The sequence below is a fragment of the Neobacillus massiliamazoniensis genome, assembly GCF_001048695.1.
Classification (GTDB): Bacteria; Bacillota; Bacilli; order Bacillales; family Cytobacillaceae; genus Neobacillus; species Neobacillus massiliamazoniensis.
The window spans coordinates 1429013-1451198 of sequence record NZ_CVRB01000001.1 but is presented as its reverse complement, the minus strand read 5'-3'; the positions used below and the strand labels follow the sequence as shown (position 1 = coordinate 1451198).

Annotated in this window: 20 protein-coding genes, 1 tRNA gene and 1 other RNA gene; 1 reads left to right on the top strand and 21 read right to left on the bottom strand. The window is 40.7% G+C overall.

All coding sequences use genetic code 11. The features are described 5' to 3' along the window. Positions 1 to 200: 200 nt before the first annotated feature. The 16 genes from ssrA to BN1082_RS06760 form a co-directional block, all read right to left on the bottom strand. Positions 201 to 558: a transfer-messenger RNA gene (ssrA, locus tag BN1082_RS06835) on the bottom strand. 149 nt (positions 559 to 707) lie between these two features. Further along, positions 708 to 1175: an SsrA-binding protein SmpB gene (smpB, locus tag BN1082_RS06830; protein WP_090632626.1), complete on the bottom strand. Its 468-nt coding sequence runs from the start codon at positions 1173 to 1175 to the stop codon at positions 708 to 710. 88 nt (positions 1176 to 1263) lie between these two features. Further along, entirely contained in the window at positions 1264 to 3552 is a 2289-nt protein-coding gene (rnr, locus tag BN1082_RS06825) for a ribonuclease R (RefSeq protein ID WP_245640355.1), read from the bottom strand. Between the two features lie 54 nt (positions 3553 to 3606). After that, positions 3607 to 4353: an alpha/beta hydrolase gene (locus BN1082_RS06820; protein ID WP_090632619.1), complete on the bottom strand. Its 747-nt coding sequence runs from the start codon at positions 4351 to 4353 to the stop codon at positions 3607 to 3609. A 233-nt stretch (positions 4354 to 4586) separates the two neighbouring features. Beyond that, complete coding sequence (secG, locus tag BN1082_RS06815) at positions 4587 to 4820, bottom strand: preprotein translocase subunit SecG (protein ID WP_090632617.1); 234 nt, start codon at positions 4818 to 4820, stop codon at positions 4587 to 4589. A 100-nt stretch (positions 4821 to 4920) separates the two neighbouring features. Then, the gene (locus BN1082_RS06810; protein ID WP_090632613.1) at positions 4921 to 5838 is read right to left on the bottom strand and encodes a DUF7916 family protein; all 918 of its coding nucleotides are present in this window, start codon (positions 5836 to 5838) and stop codon (positions 4921 to 4923) included. 117 nt (positions 5839 to 5955) lie between these two features. Next, a complete protein-coding gene (locus BN1082_RS06805; RefSeq protein WP_090632610.1) occupies positions 5956 to 6459 on the bottom strand; it encodes a DUF6241 domain-containing protein in 504 nt (167 codons plus the stop codon). Positions 6460 to 6901: 442 nt separating this feature from the next. After that, positions 6902 to 8200 carry a phosphopyruvate hydratase gene (gene eno, locus BN1082_RS06800; protein WP_090632606.1) on the bottom strand — a complete coding sequence of 433 codons (1299 nt, stop codon included), beginning with the start codon at positions 8198 to 8200 and terminating at the stop codon, positions 6902 to 6904. Between the two features lie 205 nt (positions 8201 to 8405). Next, positions 8406 to 9938, bottom strand: a complete 1533-nt coding sequence (gpmI, locus tag BN1082_RS06795; RefSeq protein WP_090632602.1) for a 2,3-bisphosphoglycerate-independent phosphoglycerate mutase — start codon at positions 9936 to 9938, stop codon at positions 8406 to 8408. After that, positions 9935 to 10693: a triose-phosphate isomerase gene (gene tpiA, locus BN1082_RS06790; RefSeq protein WP_090632599.1), complete on the bottom strand. Its 759-nt coding sequence runs from the start codon at positions 10691 to 10693 to the stop codon at positions 9935 to 9937. Before tpiA ends, gpmI begins: the two co-directional genes overlap by 4 nt. Positions 10694 to 10860: 167 nt before the next feature. Further along, positions 10861 to 12045: a phosphoglycerate kinase gene (locus BN1082_RS06785; protein ID WP_090632596.1), complete on the bottom strand. Its 1185-nt coding sequence runs from the start codon at positions 12043 to 12045 to the stop codon at positions 10861 to 10863. Between the two features lie 163 nt (positions 12046 to 12208). Beyond that, a complete protein-coding gene (gap, locus tag BN1082_RS06780) occupies positions 12209 to 13216 on the bottom strand; it encodes a type I glyceraldehyde-3-phosphate dehydrogenase (RefSeq protein ID WP_090632592.1) in 1008 nt (335 codons plus the stop codon). 56 nt (positions 13217 to 13272) lie between these two features. Next, the gene (locus tag BN1082_RS06775; RefSeq protein WP_090632589.1) at positions 13273 to 14295 is read right to left on the bottom strand and encodes a sugar-binding transcriptional regulator; all 1023 of its coding nucleotides are present in this window, start codon (positions 14293 to 14295) and stop codon (positions 13273 to 13275) included. Positions 14296 to 14427: 132 nt separating this feature from the next. Beyond that, positions 14428 to 14679, bottom strand: a complete 252-nt coding sequence (locus tag BN1082_RS06770) for a glutaredoxin family protein (protein WP_090632586.1) — start codon at positions 14677 to 14679, stop codon at positions 14428 to 14430. 1 nt (position 14680) lies between these two features. Next, on the bottom strand, positions 14681 to 15988 hold the full coding sequence (rpoN, locus tag BN1082_RS06765) for an RNA polymerase factor sigma-54 (protein ID WP_090632583.1): 1308 nt from the start codon (positions 15986 to 15988) through the stop codon (positions 14681 to 14683). A 560-nt stretch (positions 15989 to 16548) separates the two neighbouring features. After that, positions 16549 to 16620, bottom strand: a tRNA-Arg gene (locus BN1082_RS06760). A gap of 186 nt (positions 16621 to 16806) precedes the next feature. Between BN1082_RS06760 and clpP the strand changes: the two genes are divergently transcribed. After that, positions 16807 to 17412 carry an ATP-dependent Clp endopeptidase proteolytic subunit ClpP gene (gene clpP / locus BN1082_RS06755; RefSeq protein ID WP_090632579.1) on the top strand — a complete coding sequence of 202 codons (606 nt, stop codon included), beginning with the start codon at positions 16807 to 16809 and terminating at the stop codon, positions 17410 to 17412. Between the two features lie 1049 nt (positions 17413 to 18461). On the opposite strand, the gene BN1082_RS06750 is transcribed toward clpP, so the two are convergent. The 5 genes from BN1082_RS06750 to BN1082_RS06730 all read right to left on the bottom strand — a co-directional run bounded on the left by BN1082_RS06750 (position 18462) and on the right by BN1082_RS06730 (position 22141). Further along, the gene (locus BN1082_RS06750) at positions 18462 to 18719 is read right to left on the bottom strand and encodes an HPr family phosphocarrier protein (protein WP_090632576.1); all 258 of its coding nucleotides are present in this window, start codon (positions 18717 to 18719) and stop codon (positions 18462 to 18464) included. Between the two features lie 20 nt (positions 18720 to 18739). Further along, a complete protein-coding gene (gene whiA, locus BN1082_RS06745) occupies positions 18740 to 19690 on the bottom strand; it encodes a DNA-binding protein WhiA (protein WP_090632571.1) in 951 nt (316 codons plus the stop codon). Positions 19691 to 19788: 98 nt separating this feature from the next. After that, positions 19789 to 20772 carry a gluconeogenesis factor YvcK family protein gene (locus BN1082_RS06740; protein WP_090632569.1) on the bottom strand — a complete coding sequence of 328 codons (984 nt, stop codon included), beginning with the start codon at positions 20770 to 20772 and terminating at the stop codon, positions 19789 to 19791. Then, positions 20769 to 21662, bottom strand: a complete 894-nt coding sequence (gene rapZ, locus BN1082_RS06735) for an RNase adapter RapZ (RefSeq protein WP_090632567.1) — start codon at positions 21660 to 21662, stop codon at positions 20769 to 20771. The genes BN1082_RS06740 and rapZ overlap by 4 nt, the downstream gene beginning before the upstream one ends. Positions 21663 to 21682: 20 nt before the next feature. Further along, a complete protein-coding gene (locus BN1082_RS06730) occupies positions 21683 to 22141 on the bottom strand; it encodes an NUDIX hydrolase (RefSeq protein WP_090632563.1) in 459 nt (152 codons plus the stop codon). Positions 22142 to 22186 lie beyond the last annotated feature (45 nt).

Here is a 22186-nt window from a genome sequence, read left to right as displayed (position 1 = left end):
ACAAAAAATCGCACCATTCCTAAGAATAGAACCAAAAAGAAGCGTGCGATTCTGATACTCGAACAATACAATGAAGTTACACTTAGAGAAACGGAAAATATAGTCCTGATTTATTAAGACATAAGATTGAATTTGAAAAATCCTTTTTTAAATATAAAAAAGACTAGTATCTCTACTAGTCTTGATATCCACCGTATGTATGGTGGAGACGGCGGGAATCGAACCCGCGTCCAAAGATATCGGCACTTAAGCTTCTACGAGTGTAGTCGACATATTGGCGCTTCGCTGAGCCTTATGCCTATCGACAGGCGTCCGGTCAGCTAGCCTGGTTGTTCTCTTCCTTCATCCTCAGGCGGTGGAATCCGGCGTAGCCCACTTAGAGTGAGTCCCTTACCCTACCACATGGGCAATGGAGGGAGGAACCGCTATGCAGTATTAAGCTGCGAAAGCGAAGTTGTTGTTAGTTTTGCCAGTTATGGCTTTGACGTTTTTACGAGGCCGATCCCCTCGACTCGCCACCTAAGCTCAAACTACCCCTGTCGAATCCGTAGCGTCCCCATTGTAAAATAAGCTGAAATCTACTTAAAGATTCAATCTAAGACGTTCGGAAGCTCAACAATATTTGAGCAAAAGTTTCTGCCGCCTCATCAGCGACATTACTTATTATAACACAATTAAAGTATTTTTCAATTGTAAGTATCTGTAAGCTACATCTTTTGACGATCACGGAAGGCTCGTTCAATTTCTCGCTTTGCTTCTTTTTGTTTCAATGCTTCACGCTTATCATAATTCTTCTTACCTTTTGCTAACCCAACGAGTACTTTACAAAATCCATTTTTTAGATATAGCTTTAGTGGAACAAGCGCAAATCCTGCCTCTTTTGTTTCACCGATTAACTTATTGATCTCTCGTTTATGAAGCAATAGCTTCCGAGTTCTTAATGGATCATGATTATACCGATTCCCCTGCTCATATGGGCTAATGTGCATTCCGAATAAAACGGCTTCACCATTTTGAATCCGTGCATAGGAATCCTTTAAATTGACTTTACCAGCGCGAATCGACTTGATCTCTGTTCCTTGCAAAACGATTCCTGCCTCGTATGTCTCTTCAATAAAATAGTCGTGATAAGCCTTTTTATTTTGCGCAACCACTTTTCCTTCACCTTTAGGCATGTATCTCACCTCTTCTTATGGCTAATTGTAGCAGAATTACTATGCTGCTACAATCGAAAGAGAGCCTTTTAGCAGGCCCTCTCCAAGTTTATCTTTTCTTCTTTTTCTTCGTGCTTTTTGAAATAGGCACGTTTTCGTAAAACTTCTTCTTCTTTTTCGGTTTTGCACCTTGATCAGACTTTTGCTTACGGTCTCCCTGCTGCTGGTTCCGAGCAGGCTTATTTGACTGGCTTTTTGTTTTAAACACCTTCGGGGCCTCTGTACGTTCGCGACGACGTGTCCCCTTCATGCCGACAATTTCAAAATCGATGGAGCGTTCGTCTTTATTGACTTTTACCACTCGAACGGTGATTTCATCGCCAATTCGGTACACGTTTCCGGTTTTCTCGCCAATCATCGCGTAATGGCGCTCGTCATATCGATAGTAGTCATCGGTCATATAGCTGACATGGACAAGACCTTCAATCGTATTCGGAAGCTCGACAAACATCCCAAAATTGGTAACCGAACTAATAATTCCATCATATTCTTCGCCAATCTTGTCCTCCATGTATTCTGCTTTTTTCAACTCATCCGTTTCCCGCTCGGCTTCAACAGCGCGGCGCTCCATTTTCGATGAATGGTCGGCAATCTCCGGCAACTGGGCATTCCATTTTTCCCTTGTCGCCTCATCTAGCTTTCCTTCGATGATATAGGTGCGGATTAAGCGATGGACAATGGTGTCTGGATAGCGACGAATCGGCGACGTAAAATGAGTATAAAATTCCGTAGACAAACCGAAGTGCCCTAGGCTTTCCGGATAGTATTTTGCCTGCTGCATCGAGCGCAGCATAACAGTTGATACGACCATTTCCTCAGGCTTTCCTTGGACCTCTTCAATAATTTCCTGTAAGGCACGTGGATGAACGTTGTTCGCCGTTCCTTTCACGATGTAGCCAAAGTTTGTAATAAACTCGAAAAACTTCCTGAGCTTATCTTCCTTTGGATCCTCATGGATTCGGTAAATAAACGGAACAACCATCCAGTGGAAATGCTCAGCGACGGTTTCATTCGCAGCCAGCATAAACTCTTCAATAAGCCGCTCTGCTACCGAACGCTCCCGGAGGATTACATCGGTCGGCTTGCTTTCTTCATCTACAAGCACCTTCGATTCTTTAAAATCAAAATCGATAGCGCCCCGAGTCATTCTTTTATTCCGTAAAATTGCTGCCAGCTCTTCCATAAGTTCAAACATCGGAACAAGCGACTCATATCGGGCTCTTGTTTCCTCATCATGATCGACAAGAATCAAGTTCACATCATGATAGGTCATCCGTTCAGTCGTTTTTATGACGCTTTGAAAAATTTCATGGTTGATAACTTGGCCTTCCGGTGTAATTTCCATATGACACGAAAGCGTCAGCCGGTCGACCTTCGGATTCAACGAACAAATTCCATTTGAAAGACGGTGTGGGATCATCGGAATCACGCGGTCTACTAAATAAACACTAGTTGCACGCTCCTCTGCTTCCAGGTCAATTGGACTTCCTTCTTTTACATAATAACTAACATCAGCAATATGGACACCAAGCTTATAGTTGCCGTTCTCAAGTTTAGTGACGGTTACGGCATCATCAAGATCCTTTGCATCTGCCCCGTCAATCGTCACAATCGTTTCATTCCGAAGATCGCGTCGGTTTGCCAATTCACTTTCATCAATCGTGTCCGGTGTATCATTTGCCTGTTGTAACACTTCATCAGGAAAGGCCATTGGCAGCCCATGTTTATGGATAATCGAAAGTATATCCACTCCAGGGTCATTTTTGTGGCCTAGTATTTCTATCACTTCACCCTCAGCACTTTTCCGGCCTTCTGGGTAGGTTGTTAATTTGATGACCACCTTGTGCCCTTCAACCGCTCCTTTAGAAGCTGCCTTCGGGATAAAAATATCACTTGCGAACTTTTTATCATCAGGTATAACAAAACCAAAATTCTTGCTTTCGACATATGTTCCAACGATTTGCTGGATCCCTCGCTCTAAAATCCGAATAACCGTTCCTTCACGGCGTTGACCTGAGCTTTCCGAAGACACGCGAACCATTACCGTATCTCCGTGCATCGCATTATTCGTTTCTGTCGGTGGGATGAAAATATCATCCATGCCCGGCTCATCTGGAATAACAAATGCAAACCCTTTTGCATGTCCGGTTAATTTTCCGCGAATTAAGTTCATTTTTTGCGGCAAGCCATAGCGATTGCTACGCGTGCGAACGACGAGTCCTTTTTCTTCCATTTTGACGAGCGCTTTAACGAAATCCTTAAACTCGCTGGAGTCCGTAATTCCAAACGCCGTCTCCAGCTCTTGAATCGTTAATGGTTTATATGCTTCATCCTTCATATATAGCAAAAGCTTTTCAATATGCTTTTGAATTTCCTCCAAATAGATCCCTCCTTATTGATGCCAATCTAATTTTTCTAAAAAGGCATAAACATCCTCATGTAGTTGTTCCCGCTCTTTATCTAGCGTAATCACATGCCCAGACTCTTCATACCATTTTATTTCCTTTACGTCTGACTCGACATCTTTGTAAATGATATTGGCACTTTCCGTGTTAATCATGTTGTCGTGACGGGCCTGTACCACGAATACGGGTGCGTAGATCATATCGACATGGTTCCGTACATCCGAGATTAAATGTTGCAGTGCCTTTAATGTATTCATCGGTGTTTTTTTAAACTCGTCCATTTCTATTTCGATTTGCTCTTCTGGTTTTCCTTCCCGCTGTTTGAATTCACGAGCATAATCAAGGACACCTTGGTACATGATTTCTTCACTTTTAATATGCATGGGCGCACACATAGATACAATCCCTTTTATAGGTACAGTGTAACCTAATTTCAAGGAAAATACCCCACCTAAGGATAATCCTGCCACCGCAATTTCCTTGTGGCCCGTATTTTTTAAATATTCATATCCATTGATTACATCCTGCCACCAATCTTCAGGTCCCGTATGTACCAGTTCCTCAGGCGGGACTCCGTGTCCTTTATAGTGAGGGGCATGGCATGTATAGCCTTTCTTTTCTAAAAATCGTCCTAGCATTCTAACATCAGCAGAATTACCGGTAAAGCCATGCAATAAAAGAACTGCGCGGGGACCTCCTTCGAATGTAAATGGCTTTGGTATTGAAATTCTCATAATAAAAAAACTCCTTCATACTTCGCTTCTCTTAGTTTAAGCAATGGAAGAGCGAACATCCAGAAAAAAAGCTTGGCTGAGTTTATATTCCAATTAACCCCAAATTATGTCGTAAGTAATCAAAATTATGTTGTAAGTGTCTCTAAATATGTCGTAATCCCCATAAAATTTGTAGTAAAGCCCAAGCACAAATAAAAAACCCGGCAGCAGTAGCCAGGTTTCATCATGCATTATTAGACTTTAAAGTACGTAACCGCGATTGCAAGGATAAAGAACAAAAAAGATAATACAATCGTGATACGGTGAAGGATTAAGTCAATTCCTCGTGCTTTTTGCTTACCGAATAGTTGTTCAGCACCACCAGAAATGGAACCGGATAAGCCAGCGCTTTTACCTGCTTGAAGAAGGACAACGACAATAAGTCCAATACTTACGATTACTAATAATGTAACAACCAATGCATGCATGAAAGCCACCTCCTGTAGACGTACATAACACAGTATATTAAATTTACCATATATTTTCCCTTTTAACAACATAGTAATTGTATCAGCTTTTGAGGAGTGCTTATCTTAGAATAGAGGATGCCATTCTCACATATGTATGTCTTTTTCCTCTTACAACAATCGAGTAGGTGGTGATGTTTTCTGGGATGGCCATTCCTGCGGCGCCGGCATCTCCGATATGGAAAAGGTCCGCTCCTGCCATTTTGCTGTTCAAAGCAATTTGCTTGATGGTATGTTCATCAGAGCCTTCCTGGCTCGTGCCTGTGGTGAGAATTGCTAAAGCGCCTTTTTCGTGAACAGCATCGACGAGCTTAGATGTCTTTTCAACAGTAAAGCCTGGCACAGTTCCCGGTGAAGGAATGAGAATAATGTCTGCTCCTGCCTCAATAAAGGAATGGAGCGTTTCCGTTGTCATCATTCTAGCTCCCGCTTCGCCTGCAACTCCTGCGCTATGCATTTTTCCAGCAATGATCAAACCATCTTCCCCAAATACCTTTCGCGCTACTTGAATCGCTTTCGTAATTTCCCCATTGGACACGCCCGTTTTTGGATTTCCGGTTAGACAAACAAAATCAAACCCTAATTCCTTTGCCTTTTGTAGAGATTTTTCAGTAGCAATTCTTCCCTCTGGAAGCTCGATTAATGCCTCCAGTTGCTTTGCTTCCAAATCCACAGGCTCCAAATTAAGGCCAATCGGGCGTCCTACCATCTTTTTCAAAGTCCTGACGATGGTGTCAGGCACCTCAACCGATAATCCTTCCATGCTCGGATTAAAAACATCAAAGAAGTTTAATAAAATCAAGTCGGCTCCAAACGCTGCTGCCATTTCCAAATTGGTGACAGCAGGGTAATAAGGTGTGAAGCTGCCAATCACCTCAGAAACAATCGTTCTTCCCTCTGAAGCCAAAATGGATTGCTTTAGCTCTTTCCCTGTCATTTTTTCAAAATCAGATGCAGTACAATCTAACAACCGTTTCATTCTCAAACCCCTCCCCGCTTTTGCTAAAATTATACTGTAAAGGGTACTCGTTTGGAATGAGTGCCCCCAGAATGTAGACAAAGGATGTGCTTAAAATTTTTCTAAATAAATGTTATATCACTGCTTAACATGAAAATTTTCTTCGATAAACTTCATTTCTTCCTCTGGTGAAGCTTTTTCGTAAGCTTTCCCAATACTACCGCCTTGTAAATCCCAAATAGTATTATGTGCTTGAACTACATTATCAAAATCCCCTTTATCCCATTTTTCTAAAATACCCAAATATAAATCAGCATTTTTATAGTGCTTTTTGTTCGCTTCCACTACTTGAATTAATCTTTTTACACGCTCAGGAGTTAACGGAACAGCGCCCCATTTTTGACTTGCTAACACTTTTTGATGTGACATTTTATGTATAGCTTGCTGAACATCACCTTCATTCATTGTCAAAGGGAATTCATTTTCAACGGTGCTTTTTTGTTCATGTACTAGAACTACTGCTTCGCCATTTGGTGAAATTCTTTCTGTGACAGTGACATTTTCTTTTTTTAAATATAAATATCCCACAATTATTGCCACCGCCAATATGGGTATCAATAAAAATTTTTTCGAAAATTTCATGACTACTCCTCCAAACGGTAACACATTTAATAACCAACAGACGTTTGTCCCTTTTATCATTCAACCTGCTGTAAATTTAATGTTGAGACTCATTTGAAAACCCTTTGGCGCTATTACGGAAAAATATCATTAATGCCCTAACAAAAGTCCTATATTTTGAACCTGTGCTAATTACTAAATTAAACATCGCCTTATAATTTCCCTGCTTTTGAAATTCCAAATATATGTTAAAAATGATTTTTTCTTATTGAACGCGGCACTTTTTGTTCGTTTTTTCATTCCACTACCTAACTACAACCGTTATAAAAATAAAAAACCTCTTGTCCATGTGTAAATTCACACATAAACAAGAGGTTTTTAAATGACACAATTCAAATTGATGTAGCTCGTCAGCTTTCAATCTGTTTTGTACGTCATAATTACTGCTGATATTTATTATTTATTATTTATTTAAGTTATAGAAGGATTTAATGCCGTTGAATTGAGCAGTTTCTCCTAATAAGTCTTCGATGCGAAGCAATTGGTTGTATTTTGCAATACGGTCAGTACGAGATGGTGCACCTGTTTTGATTTGACCAGCGTTTGTCGCAACCGCGATGTCAGCGATTGTGCTGTCCTCTGTTTCACCTGAACGGTGGGAAACAACAGCTGTGTAGCCAGCACGTTTTGCCATTTCGATAGCATCAAATGTTTCAGTAAGGGTACCGATTTGGTTAACCTTGATTAAGATAGAGTTGGCAATTCCTTTTTCGATACCTTCAGCAAGCTTTCTAGTGTTAGTAACAAACAAATCATCACCAACTAATTGAACTTTTTTACCAATGCGGTCTGTTAAAAGCTTGTGGCCTTCCCAGTCGTTTTCATCTAAACCGTCTTCGATTGAGATGATTGGATATTTAGAAGCAAGCTCTTCATACCAATCAACCATTTCTTCAGAAGTTTTGACAACACCTTCACCATCAAGATGGTATTTGCCATCTTCCTTGCTGTAAAGCTCAGATGAAGCAACGTCCATTGCTAGCATAACTTCTTCACCAGGCTTGTAGCCTGCTTTTTCGATTGCTTCAATGATCGTTTGAAGAGCTTCTTCATTTGATTTTAAGTTTGGAGCGAAGCCGCCTTCGTCACCAACTGCAGTGTTAAGGCCTTTGCCTTTTAGAACTGATTTTAAGCTATGGAAAATTTCTGCGCCCATGCGAAGTGCTTCTTTAAAGCTTGGAGCACCAACAGGCATAACCATGAATTCTTGAATGTCAACGTTGTTATCAGCATGCGCACCGCCGTTAACGATGTTCATCATTGGTACTGGAAGTTGCTTAGAGTTGAAGCCGCCAAGGTATTGATATAATGGAACACCTAAATAATCAGCAGCAGCACGAGCAACAGCCATAGAAACACCAAGGATAGCGTTTGCCCCTAATTTTCCTTTGTTATCAGTACCGTCTAATTCGATCATCGCTTTATCAATACCAACTTGATCAAGAACGCTGTATTCTTCGCTGATTAGCGCTGGAGCAATAATATCATTTACATTTTCAACTGCTTTAAGGACACCTTTTCCTAGGTAACGACCTTTGTCGCCGTCACGAAGCTCAACTGCTTCATATTCACCTGTAGATGCACCACTTGGAACTAACGCGCGACCAAATGCTCCTGATTCTGTATAAACTTCAACCTCAACTGTTGGATTACCACGGGAATCAAGTACTTCACGAGCATAAACTTCAGTAATAAATGGCATTTGAATCTCTCCTTAAAAATTGTAATTTTTATTCTGCAAAATTCGGGGCAATTTCATCAAATTAAGTATCTACTCTCGACTAATTTAGCATATATTCCACAAACTTGTCAGTTATTCTACTTGATTGACTATTTATTTCTCAAATGATTCTTGTTTTTTTGGTTTTACTCGCGAGTTTTAGCAAGAGAAAACTCGTTTTCTCAACTTATTTAATAATCGATTTTCCAGTCATTTCTTTCGGTTGCTGTAAGTTCAATAATTGTAACATGGTTGGTGCTAAATCTCCGAGGACGCCTCCATCACGGAGCTCAATGTCCTTCTTCGTTACGATTACCGGTACAGGGTTCGTTGTATGGGCCGTCATTGGATTGCCTTCAAGAGTGATAACTTCATCGGCATTACCGTGGTCAGCCGTAATGATCGCTGCGCCACCTTTTTCAAGGATTAAGTCTACAACTTTACCCAGGCACTCATCAACAGTTTCAATCGCTTTGATCGTTGGCTCAAGCATTCCGGAATGACCAACCATGTCAGGGTTCGCAAAGTTTAAAATGATAGCATCAAATTTATCTTCTTGAATTTCCTTCATAAGGGCATCAGTTACTTCATATGCGCTCATTTCCGGCTTAAGATCATAGGTAGCAACCTTTGGTGAATTGATTAAAATCCGCTCTTCGCCAGGGAATTTTTCCTCACGACCACCGCTCATAAAGAACGTGACATGCGGATATTTTTCCGTTTCAGCAATACGAAGCTGCTTTAAGCCATTTTGTGACAATACTTCACCCAACGTGTTGTCCAAGTTTGTTGGTTTAAAAGCAACATAGCCTTTAACCGTTTCACTGAAATGAGTCATGCAGACAAAGTATAACTGTTTCGGATGCTTCGGTCCACGATCAAATGAGCGGAAGTCTTCATTCGTAAACGTGTTAGATATTTGAATCGCCCGGTCTGGACGGAAGTTATAAAAAATAACGGCATCGTTATCTTGAATGGTTGCGACCGGTTGACCATCTTCTTTAACAATAACAGATGGAATAACGAACTCATCGAAAATTCCATGGGCGTAAGAATCCTCAACTACCTCTAATGGATTTTTGTAAGCAGGTCCTTCTCCATAAACCATAGAACGGTATGATTTTTCAACCCGCTCCCAACGCTTATCGCGGTCCATTGAATAGTAGCGGCCAGAAATAGTGGCAAACTCGCCAACGCCGTACTCCTTCATTTTATCCAGTGTTTGCTGAATATATGTTGCAGCTGTTTTCGGTCCAACGTCACGGCCATCTAGAAAGGCATGAACGTAAACCTTTTTAAGGCCTTCATCAGCAGCAAGCTTCAAAAGCGCAAACATATGGTTCATATGGCTGTGAACCCCACCATCAGAAAGTAAGCCGAATAAATGTAAAGCTGTACCATGTTTTTTCGCATGTTCTACTGCAGAGGTAAAGGTTTCATTTTTTTCAAATTCCCCTTCACGGATGGCAATATTCACTCGGGTTAAGCTTTGGTAAACAACTCGGCCGGCACCAATATTCATATGACCAACTTCTGAATTACCCATTTGGCCTTCAGGAAGACCAACAGCTTCTCCGCTTGCAGTTAGATGGTTATGGGGATAGTTTTTCCAAAAACGTTCAAAATTAGGTTTATTTGATTGAGCAACGGCATTACCTTTTGTTTCGTTTCGGCAGCCAAAGCCATCTAAGATGATTAAAGCAACGGGGGACTTACTCATTGCTTCCCGCCCTCCAATAGCTGTAAGAATGATTGTGCCTCTAGGCTTGCTCCGCCTACTAAAGCACCATCAATGTCTGGCTGAGCCATGTATTCTTTGATATTGCCAGGTTTAACAGATCCGCCGTATTGAATTCTTACCACATCGGCAACTTCTTGTGAAAATTGTTGTGCGATTACTTGGCGAATATGAGCGCAAACTTCATTCGCATCTTCTGCAGTCGAAGATTTGCCTGTTCCGATCGCCCAGATTGGCTCATAGGCAATGACCGTTTGCTTAACTTGCTCGTTGGTTAATCCAGCAAGTGCTTTTTCGATTTGTGAGCCAATTAGGCTCATCGTTTCGCCATTTTCACGCTGCTCTAAAGTTTCCCCACAGCAAACGATTGGCGTTAGGTTATAATTAAAAGCTGCAAGTGCTTTTTTGTTTACCGATTCATCTGTTTCATTGAACATTTCACGGCGTTCTGAGTGACCAATAATAACATATTGTACACCAATGTCACTAAGAGCCTTCGGACTGATTTCTCCGGTGAATGCGCCGCTTTCTTCAAAATGCATATTTTGTGCACCGATTTTTACATTGCTTCCTTTCACAGTCTCTACTAAGCTTTGTAAAAATAACGCAGGCGCGCAGATGACTGATTCTACTTGATCTGGGGCAGGTACGAGACTTTTCACTTCTTCCGCAAAGCTTTTTGCTTCCGTAAGTGTTTTATTCATTTTCCAATTCCCTGCTATGATTGGCTTACGCATGCTGCACACATCCTTTCATTCTTAAAAATGATTTACGACATAAGTCCCTTACGACGTATTTTGGGCTAATTACGACATATTATAGGGCAATTACGACGTATTCTTGGGTCATTACGACAGATTCAAGGGTACTTACTACATTAATTAGAAAAACAAGGATAAATCTATTATTTATCGTTCAACGCTACCACGCCTGGCAGTGCTTTTCCTTCCATAAACTCGAGGGAGGCGCCGCCACCAGTGGAAATATGGCTCATTTTGTCCGCTAAACCGAATTTTTCAACAGCTGCAGCGGAGTCGCCGCCACCGATGACCGAATATGTATCCTTTGCTTCAGCAAGAGCTTCGGCCACAGCTTTTGTTCCACCAGCGAATTTATCTATTTCAAACACACCCATTGGTCCGTTCCAGATAACTAGTTTTGATTTTTGGATGACATCACTGTAAATTTCTGCTGTTTTTGGTCCGATATCGAGCGCTTCCCAATCAGCAGGAATTTCTTCAATTGATACTACTTTAGAGTTGGCATCAGCTGAGAAGTCATCTGCTACAATGGCATCTACTGGCATATAGAAGTTAACGCCTTTTTCTTTTGCTTTAGCAATAAATGAATTAGCTAAATCGATTTTGTCTTCTTCTAGCAACGATTTTCCGATTTCGTGGCCTTGAGCTTTAACGAATGTATAAGCAAGTCCACCACCGATAATAAGGTTGTCTACTTTTTCTAAAAGGTTTTCAATAACACCAATCTTATCCTTTACTTTAGCACCGCCAATAATGGCCGTGAAAGGTCTTTCCGGATTAGAGAGGGCCTTACCAAGAACTTCAAGCTCTTTTTCCATTAAAAAGCCTGCAACAGCTGGTAAATGATGAGCAATACCTTCAGTTGAAGCATGGGCGCGGTGAGCGGCACCAAAAGCGTCATTAACATAAACATCTGCAAGCTCTGCAAAGGCTTTAGCAAGCTCTGAATCATTCTTTTCTTCACCAGGATAGAAGCGAACGTTTTCGAGCAAGAGCACATCACCATTGTTCATTTCAGCAATTAACGCTTTTACAGATTCTCCATGAGCTTCATCTGCTTTTTTCACTTCTTTACCTAGAAGTTCAGAAAGACGTACACCAACTGGTGTTAAGCGCATTTCTTCCACAACTTTTCCTTTTGGACGGCCAAGGTGACTAGATAAAATAACCTTTGCTCCGTTATCGATCAGATGCTGAATCGTTGGCAAAGCAGCACGAATCCGTGTTTCGTCAGTTATTTTTCCATCCTGCATTGGTACGTTAAAATCAACCCGGCAAAAAACGCGCTTTCCGTTAACATCGACATCTTTTAATGTTTTCTTGTTCATGGAAGGACCTCCTTTAATTTGCGGTGTCAGGTACCAATTGGTGCCTGACACCCATTTTACTAATAAAAAAGGAGGGGGAATCTTCCCCGCTCCCCTTTTGGTATACCATATAAGATTATAAACTTCCTATGATGGAAATTACAATCTTTCAAAGGTTTGAAAATTAAAGTCCTTTTGCTGCGATAAAGTCAACAAGGTCAACAACGCGGTTTGAGTAACCTACTTCGTTGTCATACCAAGATAATACTTTTACCATGTTTCCTTCGATTACCATTGTTGATAATGCATCAATAGTAGAAGAAACAGTAGCTCCGTTAAAGTCGCGTGATACTAATGGAAGTTCAGTGTAAGCTAAAATTCCTTTTAATGGACCTTCAGCAGCAGCTTTTAATGCACCGTTTACTTCTTCAACAGTTACATCCTTTTCTAATTCAACAACTAAATCCACTACAGATACGTTTGGAGTTGGCACACGCATTGCCATACCGTTTAATTTGCCTTTTAGTTCTGGTAAAACAAGGGCAACGGCTTTAGCAGCACCAGTTGAAGTTGGGATCATGTTTTCAGCTGCTGCACGAGCACGACGGTAGTCCTTATGTGGTAAATCAAGGATTTGTTGGTCGTTTGTATAGGAGTGAACAGTTGTCATCATTCCGCGTTTGATACCGAAATTATCATTTAATACCTTTGCAAATGGTGCCAAGCAGTTTGTTGTACAAGATGCATTTGATAACACATGGTGGTTAGCTGCATCATATTTGTCTTCATTAACACCCATAACGATTGTGATGTCTTCGTTAGATGCTGGAGCAGAGATGATAACTTTCTTCGCACCTGCTTCAAGGTGTTTTGCAGCATCGTCACGTTTTGTGAAACGGCCTGTAGATTCTACTACCACTTCAACGCCAAGGTCGCCCCAGCCTAATTGTGCAGGATCGCGCTCAGCTAGAACCTTCACTTTATGACCGCCAACAACTAAGTATTGACCATCAACCGTTACTTCCTCTTGAAGTGTTCCGTGAACAGAATCATATTTTAAAAGATGTGCAAGCATATTTGCATCTGTTAAGTCATTGATTGCTACAATTTCTACATTGCTATTTCTTAGAGCCGCGCGAAAAACGTTACGTCCAATACGACCAAATCCATTAATACCAACTTTTACTGCCATGATAAATTCCTCCTTGGTTACGTAGGGATAATTTTTATAATAAAAGGATAAACCTTTTAATAACTTGTTAATTGTTTTGCAACGCCTTCGTCGGTAATCAACACCGTTTCCGCTGGCGCTTGTTTCATGTAGGCCTTTATGGCTTTTGCCTTTGAGGCCCCTCCTGCAACTGCGATGATATTTGGAATCTTCTTCAAATCTTCAAGCTGCATGCCAATCGTTGTCACCTTATGGACAATATCGCCGGCCTCGTTAAAATAATAGCCGAAAGCTTCCCCGACAGCATGATCCATTTTAAGTAATTCCATGACTTCAGGGCTTGTTTTGCGACGCTTAGCCATTGTAATGGCATCTCCTATTCCATGGAGAACAATGCTTGCCGAATTAATTAGGTTCAGAATTTCATGGATCCCAGGATCTTTAATTAAGGATTCATAAATTTCTGTACTGACTTGGTCAGGAACATAGAAAACGCGATACTTCGAAAGGGTGTTTTGCGCCATAATCGAACAAATCGTGTTTGCTTGATTATGTACATCCTCACCAATTCCACCACGCGCTGGAACAAACAACAATTCCTTTTGGCCATATTCGGGTGTAAGCCCCTCTGCTACGGCTGCCATTGTTGACCCGCCAGTTACAGCAATGATATTTTCCCCAGAGAGAAGATTTTTCATCCAATTAGCACATGCTTTGCCTAGGTCACTTTTTACCATAGGGGATAGATCACTGTCCCCAGGGACAATTACCACCTTTTTGATGCCAAGTTGATGCTTTAATTCTAATTCCAAGACATCAATACCCTTCAGCTTACGCATTAAGCATTCCAGATCTTCAAGCAAATTTTTTCCTTCAGACGTCAAACTCATTCCTACATTATTAATCGTAAGTAAGTTTTGGTCTTTTAAAAAATCCACTTCGCTCCTTAGGACTCTCTCGGTTAAACCGAGACTTGCTGCAAGACTTCTTCTACCTACTGGCTGCATATACCCTATGGATCTTAGAATCGAATATCTTTTATGCAACACTTGAAGGAGATCGGGTAATAATCGTTTTTGAAGATCAATAATTGATTGCATGTAGTGCATGCTCCTTTATTCTATGTAGTTGGTCAAAAAATGTCCATCATAGACATATTATGTCCCACTACCCTAAAAAAAATTACCCCTATCACAATTTTCATTGTAGCAGGAGTGAAAACCTATTTCAACTCATTTGGATAGGCTTTTTTCATGTAAACGGTTTCTAATGACAAATTTGTTAACAAGCCCAAAAGCCGCCTCTTCCCCATCGATATGAACCACAGGAATCATCAATCCGTACTGTTCAGTTAATTCATCGCTTGTTTCAATATCAATCTCTTCAAGGGTGAAATTCCATTCTTCTTTCAGCTCTAGAATGACGGCTTTCGCTTTGTCACATAATGGGCAGTGTGTTCGACTATATATGGTGATGTGTGACATTTTAAAACCTCTTTCTTTTCGTTGAAGAAGGGATCCCTAATTGCTCTCTATACTTAGCGATCGTCCGCCTTGAGACAACCATCCCTTCTTGTGTTTTCAACTGTTCGACAATTTCTTGATCAGAAAGCGGCTTCTGCTTATCCTCTTTTTGAATCATGGTGGCAATTGCCTTCTTCACCTGTGTCGAGGAAGTACTTTCATCCTGAACCGTTTGAATCGTGCTCGTAAAAAAGGATTTCAACGTAAAGGTTCCAACAGGTGTTTGAACATATTTTTCCTTGACCGCCCTACTTACTGTTGATTCATGTATGCCTAGCTCACTAGCCACTTCCTTCATCGTCATCGGCATCAAATACTCTGGTCCTTTTTGAAAAAATGCTAGTTGTTTTTCAATAATTTTTGTAATCACCTTTGTCAGCGTTTCTTTTCTTTGTTCAATGCTTTTTATAATCCACTGATAATCTTGAAGTTTATCGCGTAAAAAGCTGTTAACCTGCTTGTCTTCGGTGGTCGTTAATTTTTTATAATATTGGTCATTGAAACTAATCTTTGGCAGTGGATCATCAAACATCCGTACTGTAAACCCGTCGTTTACTCGCTCGATAATGGCATCAGGAATGATGTAGTTCGGACTATCATTTTCTAGCAAGGCACCCGGCTTTGGATTTAGAAGCTGAATCTCATCAAAAACTTCTTGGATCTCCTTAAGCGAAATCCCGAGCTCCTTCGCAATGATCTTCCACTTTTTTTCTGCAAAAGGAATGAAATAATCAGAAATAATTCTTTCAGCAAGCCCATTTACGTCAAGCTGAAGCAGAAGACACTCCTGCAGGTTTCTTGCCCCAATGCCTGCAGGCTCTAGCATTTGAATAATCGCCAGCCCATCCTCCACTATTTCAAGTGGAACCTCTATGCGATTAGCAATAGTTTCGAGGTCACCCGAAAAGTAACCGTTTACATCTAGACTCTGGATTAAGTAGCGAATGACCCTTAATTGATCATTTGATAATTTTTTAATATTTAATTGCGAAATTAATTGTTCTTCACGTGATACCGTTTTTTCAGAAATTTGATTAATCCAATTCTGTTCGGCTGTATGGTGCTTTCGGCGCTGCCTGTCAATTAATGGATTCATCGGCTGGACATTTCCATGTTCAATCTGCATTAGGGGATTTTCCAGTGCTTTATTTTCCAAATAAGCAGTCAATTCCTGAGCCGAGTATTGTAATAGGGCAATCGCCTGCGTGAGCTCTTGCGTCATTGTCAATTTTAACGTTTGCTGTTGCCACAAACCTGCTTTCAAGTTCATGCTCATCCCCTCCTTCTCTTATTTTACATGAAGAAAAGGATTTGGTGTATGGAAAGAATCTGGTATGCCCGATTTTTCTGTCCTAACCTGTCCAGTTTTGGCTAATTATGGGGGTATGATTGGATTTATTAGTAATAAAAAACTATATGGCTATAGTTAAATAATACCAAATTTGTAGATTTTATTGCGAATCTTGTAGAAAATTGCTCTGAAAAATATTGTTGTACGAAAATATACCTAATTTTTGTAGATAGAGTGCGAGAATTTGAAGATTTTAGCTCTGGAGTTGAGTGTTATTCCAAAATATCCAAAAATTTGTAGATAGAGATCAGGAATTTGTAGATATATCCTTAGAATTTGTCGATAATGCTGTGGATTTTGTAATTGAGGTAGAATCTAGCATATCCCTCCTGGTTAAGATTTTTATTTTGCAATGTAAAAAACTTCTTTGACGTATGTTGGATGTCTTTAATGGTTTATCCTGTTTTTGATTAGGTTTTCTCCAAACGAAAAAGTCCCCATGTCTGTTGAAGATTCAACAAACACAGAGACTTATTGTACGCCCTCGTCAGGACTCGAACCCGAATTTCAAGAACCGGAATCTTGCGTGCTATCCGTTGCACTACGAGGGCAAATATGCGACTTTCATATTATATGCGATATTATTCAAGTTTGCAAGTATTTTATGGTTTAAAATGACCATGAGTGGTTATGATGAAATAGGGAAAGCTGTCGAACAAAATTCAAGTGGAATTGTTTGACCTTTATTGACCATCAGTGTATGATAACAATACATACCATTCAAAGGAGGAAGAAAAATGAACTTGATTCCTACAGTTATTGAACAAACTAATCGTGGCGAACGCGCATATGACATTTATTCTCGCCTATTAAAGGATCGGATCATTATGCTTGGCAGCGCTATTGATGACAACGTTGCCAATTCTATTGTAGCGCAATTATTATTCCTTGAAGCGGAAAATCCAGAAAAAGATATTACACTTTACATCAATAGCCCTGGCGGAAGCATCACAGCCGGAATGGCAATTTACGATACAATGCAATATATTAAACCACATGTATCTACCGTTTGTATCGGGATGGCTGCTTCTATGGGTGCGTTCTTACTCGCTGCAGGTGAAAAAGGTAAGCGTTTTGCTTTGCCAAATGCTGAGGTCATGATTCACCAACCGCTTGGTGGTGCTCAAGGACAAGCAACAGAAATTGAAATTGCCGCTAAACGCATCTTGTTCCTACGTGAAAAATTAAATGGAATCTTAGCTGATCGTACAGGGCAACCACTTGAAGTCATTCAAAAGGATACCGACCGCGACAATTTTATGACCGCTGAAAGAGCAAAAGAATATGGTCTAATTGACAGCATTATCACTCGTAATCCTATTATTGATAAAGAAAAAAAATAAATGATTAAGCAATCGGCGCTTTGCCGGTTGCTTTTTTACTTATTTTGCGGGTTTAAGTCAGGGTGGTTTCGGAATAATTCCGCGAGCTTTTATAGGAATTCCGCGCGTTTCCATATTAATTTCGCAGACTTTCGGATTTATTCCGTGCGTTTTTTAGTTTATTCCGCGTACTTTGCCCTTTTTTCCGCGAACCTTCTCTCAATCGAGTCTTTTTCGGCTGCTTCTCTCATTAATTCCGCGGACTTTCAGATTAATTCCGCGCGTTTCCATATTAATTCCGCAGACTTTGCCCTTTTTCCGCGAACCCTCTTTCTATCGAGTCTTTTCCGGCTGCTTCTCTCATTAATTCCGCGTACTTTCAGATTAATTCCGCGCGTTTCAATATTAATTCCGCGGACTTTCGGATTTATTCCGCGCGTTTTTCAATTTATTCCGCGGACTTTGCCCTTTTTTCCGCGAACCCCTCTCAATCGAGTCTTTTTCGGCTGCTTCTCTCATTAATTCCGCGTACTTTCAGATTAATTCCGCGCGTTTCAATATTAATTCCGCAGACTTTCGGATTTATTCCGCGCGTTTTTCAATTTATTCCGCGCACTTTCCCTTTTTTTCCGCGAACCTTCTCTCAATCGAGTTTTTTCGGCTGCGTCCCTCATTAATTCCGCGGACATTCAGTTTAATTCCGCGCGTTTCCATATTAATTCCGCAGACTTTCGGATTTATTCCGCGCGTTTTTCAATTTATTCCGCGAACTCCGCACTTTTTCCCGAGAACCTTCTCTCAATCGAGTCTTTTTCGGCTGCTTCTCTCATTAATTCCGCGGACTTTCGGATTTATTCCGCGCGTTTCCATATTAATTCCGCAGACTTTTAGATTTATTCCGCGCGTTTTTCAATTTATTCCGCGCACTTTCCCTTTTTTTCGCGAACCCTCTCTAAACCGAGTCTTTTTCGGCTGCTTTTCTCAGTTATTCCGCGAGCTTTCCCTTTATTTCCACGATATTAAATTAAAAAGGGGTTTGACACCACTCACAGTGCCAAACCCCTTTTATTTTACTGTTCATTTTGAATGAATTCAGCTAGAGCGGCGATTGCGTTCTCTTCATCAGAACCGTCAGCGACGATATTAATAACGACTCCAGAACCAACTGCCAGGCTCATGAGGCCCATGATGCTTTTGGCATTGACTTTTTTACCGTCTTTTTCTAAAAAAATATCAGACGAAAATCGATTGGCCTCCTGTACAAAAAGGGCTGCCGGGCGTGCCTGAAGACCTTTTTTCAATTTTACTTCCACTTGTTTCTCCAACATTAGATAATTCCTCCTAAATCTTATTTTTTAGGTATGCTATCACCAACCCGAAGTTTTTCAGCAATCTCATCAATTTTTCGTAAACGATGATTGATTCCGGATTTACTAATTGCCCCTCCTGAAACCATCTCGCCCAGTTCCTTTAGGGTCACATCGGTATATTGTATTCGAAGTTCGGCAATTTCTCTTAATTTTTGTGGTAAAATTTGTAGTCCAACTGTGTCCGCTATGTAACGAATATTCTCAACCTGCCTAATGGAGGCCCCGATTGTTTTGTTTAAGTTCGCGGTTTCACAATTAACGAGACGATTCACCGAATTTCTCATATCACGAACAATTCTGACATCCTCAAAACGGAGCAGAGCGTTGTGGGCACCTATGATATTTAAAAACTCGGTAATTTTTTCTGCTTCTTTTAAGTACGTAATATAGCCCTTTTTGCGCTCGAGCGTTTTGCTGTTCAGTTCGAATGTATTCATTAACTCGCATAAAGAATCATTGTGCTCTTTATACAAAGAGAAAATTTCTAAATGATAGGAGGACGTTTCCGGATTGTTAACGGAACCACCTGCAAGAAAGGCGCCGCGTAAGTAAGAGCGCTTACAACATTTCTTCTTGATAAGATCCTTTGAAATATCATGAATGAAGGTGAATCCTTCTCCAAGTATTTTTGTATCCTCTAAAATTTCCTTTGCCTGATGTGATAACCTGACAATGTAGACGTTATTTTTCTTTAAGCGCATTTTTTTTCGGACGAGCAGTTCAACCTGAACTTGAAAAGCCATTTTAAGTAATGTGTATATACGTCTGGCTATTGCCGCATTTTCGGTTTGGATATCAACGATTAACTTGCGATTGGAAAAGGAAAGGGAACCGTTCATGCGAATCAGTGCAGAAAGCTCTGACCGAATACAACATGGTTTCACTTCCAAATTGGTTAATTCTTTTTTCGTTTCCGAAGCGAAAGACATCCCCTTCACCTCCTTATTCTCCTGTTGGTACGACAACTAAAAGCGAACTCTAAACAATTCTCGAAGTCCTTATTCTATAAAAAAAGAAACTTCCTTATTTACGCTTCATATCGCTTTTTGGTTTCAGCAATTAATAAATCGTATAAAATTTTTGCTACTTTTTTCGGATCATGCCGCAATGAGCCATTTTCATGGGAGCCAATATCCCCTTGAACAACCTCTAAACCAAGATCATATAAATCTGGCATGTCGAAATAAACTGGATTGGCCAGCTCTTCATTATAGCGAAGCTGAATATCGGGCGGAATTTCTTCATTATTGACAAGAATCGTATTAATAAAAGCACATTTCATATGGTTATAAATTGCTTTCACATGCTCACTCGCAGTGTAGCCATGGGTTTCCCCTGCTTGGGTCATTAAATTGCAAATATATACCTTCTTGGCACGTGAGCGGCATACCTCATCCCCCAATCTTGGAACGAGTAAATTCGGCAGGATGCTCGTGTATAAGCTGCCAGGACCGATAATAATTAAATCCGCTTGGCGGATTGCTTGAATCGTCTCTGGTATTGGCCGGATGTTTCCTGGTGTTAGGAAGACCTTCTTTATTTTTTTTCCTGAATACGGAATTTTCGATTCGCCCTTAACGACAGTTCCGTCTTCCATTTCCGCATTCAAGACCACACTCTGGTTGGCAGCAGGTAAGACTTTGCCATGCACATTCAACACCTTGCTCATTTCCTGGATTGCGTGAACAAAATTTCCTGTAATCGATGTCATCGCAGCTAAAATTAGATTTCCTAGCGAATGGCCCGACAGTTCATTTGACGTTTTAAAACGATGTTGAAACATTTCCTCAATGAGCGGTTCCACATCTGATAATGCAGCTAACACATTGCGGATATCACCGGGAGGAGGAATGTGCAAATCCTCGCGTAGCCTTCCTGAAGACCCGCCATCATCAGCAACTGTCACAATGGCAGTTATATCAACAGGATAGTATTTTAACCCACGCAATAACACGGGCAAGCCTGTTCCTCCGCCAAGAATGACAATTCTTGGCTTTCCATATGTGCTCATATAGTTTTTTCCTTTCTCCTATCAATGTCACGGTGTGTTATACACGTTTTATAATCTTTTTTAAAATAATTCCCAAGGTATTCTGCAAGGGTAACAGACCGATGCTGCCCACCTGTACAGCCGATCGCAATCACAAGCTGGGCTTTTCCCTCACGCTTATAATGCGGGAGCATGAAGCTTAGCAAATCGGTTACCTTTTCTATAAATTTCTGCGTTTCATTCCATTTTAAAACATAGCTCGAAACTTCCTCTTCCAAGCCCGTTTTTGGCCTCATATGATCAATATAATGGGGATTTGGCAGGAAACGCACATCAAAAACTAGGTCCGCATCAATTGGAATACCATGTTTAAATCCAAATGACATCACATTGACAGTAAAGATTAATTGATGGTTTGCAGTAAATTCCTTTATGATCTTTTCGCGTAATTCACGCGGCTTCATTTGTGAAGTATTGTAAATGAGCTGTGCCCGGCCCTTTAAGCCTTCAAGCAGCTCCCGTTCAAGTCTAATTCCTTCTAGCGGAAGACCAGATTGAGCTAGTGGATGCGACCGCCTCGTCTCCTTGTATCGTCGAACTAACGTAGCATCATCTGCATTTAAAAATAAAATCTGCGGCGTGACCCATGAGGTTTCAGCAAGCTCATCAAGTGCCTTAAAGAGAGAATCAAAAAACTCTCTTCCTCTTAAATCCATAACTAAAGCCACTTTATTCATTTTATTCCCTGATTCTTCCATAAGTTCAAGAAATTTTGGCAATAGTGTCGGTGGCAAATTATCAACGCAGAAGAAGCCTAAGTCCTCAAAACTTTGGATGGCAACCGTTTTTCCTGCTCCAGACATTCCAGTAATAATCACCATTTGAGTATCGCCAGTCGAACCGGAACTCATTTTCAAATTCCCCCTATTATTTAACTTGGATCTAATCGATAACTAATGAGTTGAAAGTCTTTTGTATACGTAAAAGTACCGTAAATCATGCCTTTGCCATGAATCATGTAGTCAATAATATGGCGATCACCTGCAGCCATCGGAAGACTTTTTAATTGGTCCACTAACTGCCATTCGAGCTTTCCCTCATCCGATTCCTCAAACCGAGTGCCATCTGAATCGGTTGCTAGAAATGTGAACATCATCCACTCGGAAATCAGCTGTTCACTTTCTTTCATGATCATTGTAAAAACGCCTTTAAGCTGTGGATTTTTTAAGTAAATCCCAGTTTCTTCACGATATTCTCTGATACATGAATCCCTAACCGACTCACCTGGCTCCATTTTTCCGCCTGGTGCTACCCACCAGCCCCGACTCGGTTTTTGCAGCAACAAAATTTTATTTTCCCTTACTAACACACAATTGGTGACTCGCTGCACAATATTCACCCTCTATATATGCATTTATCCTATTTTAACATCTAA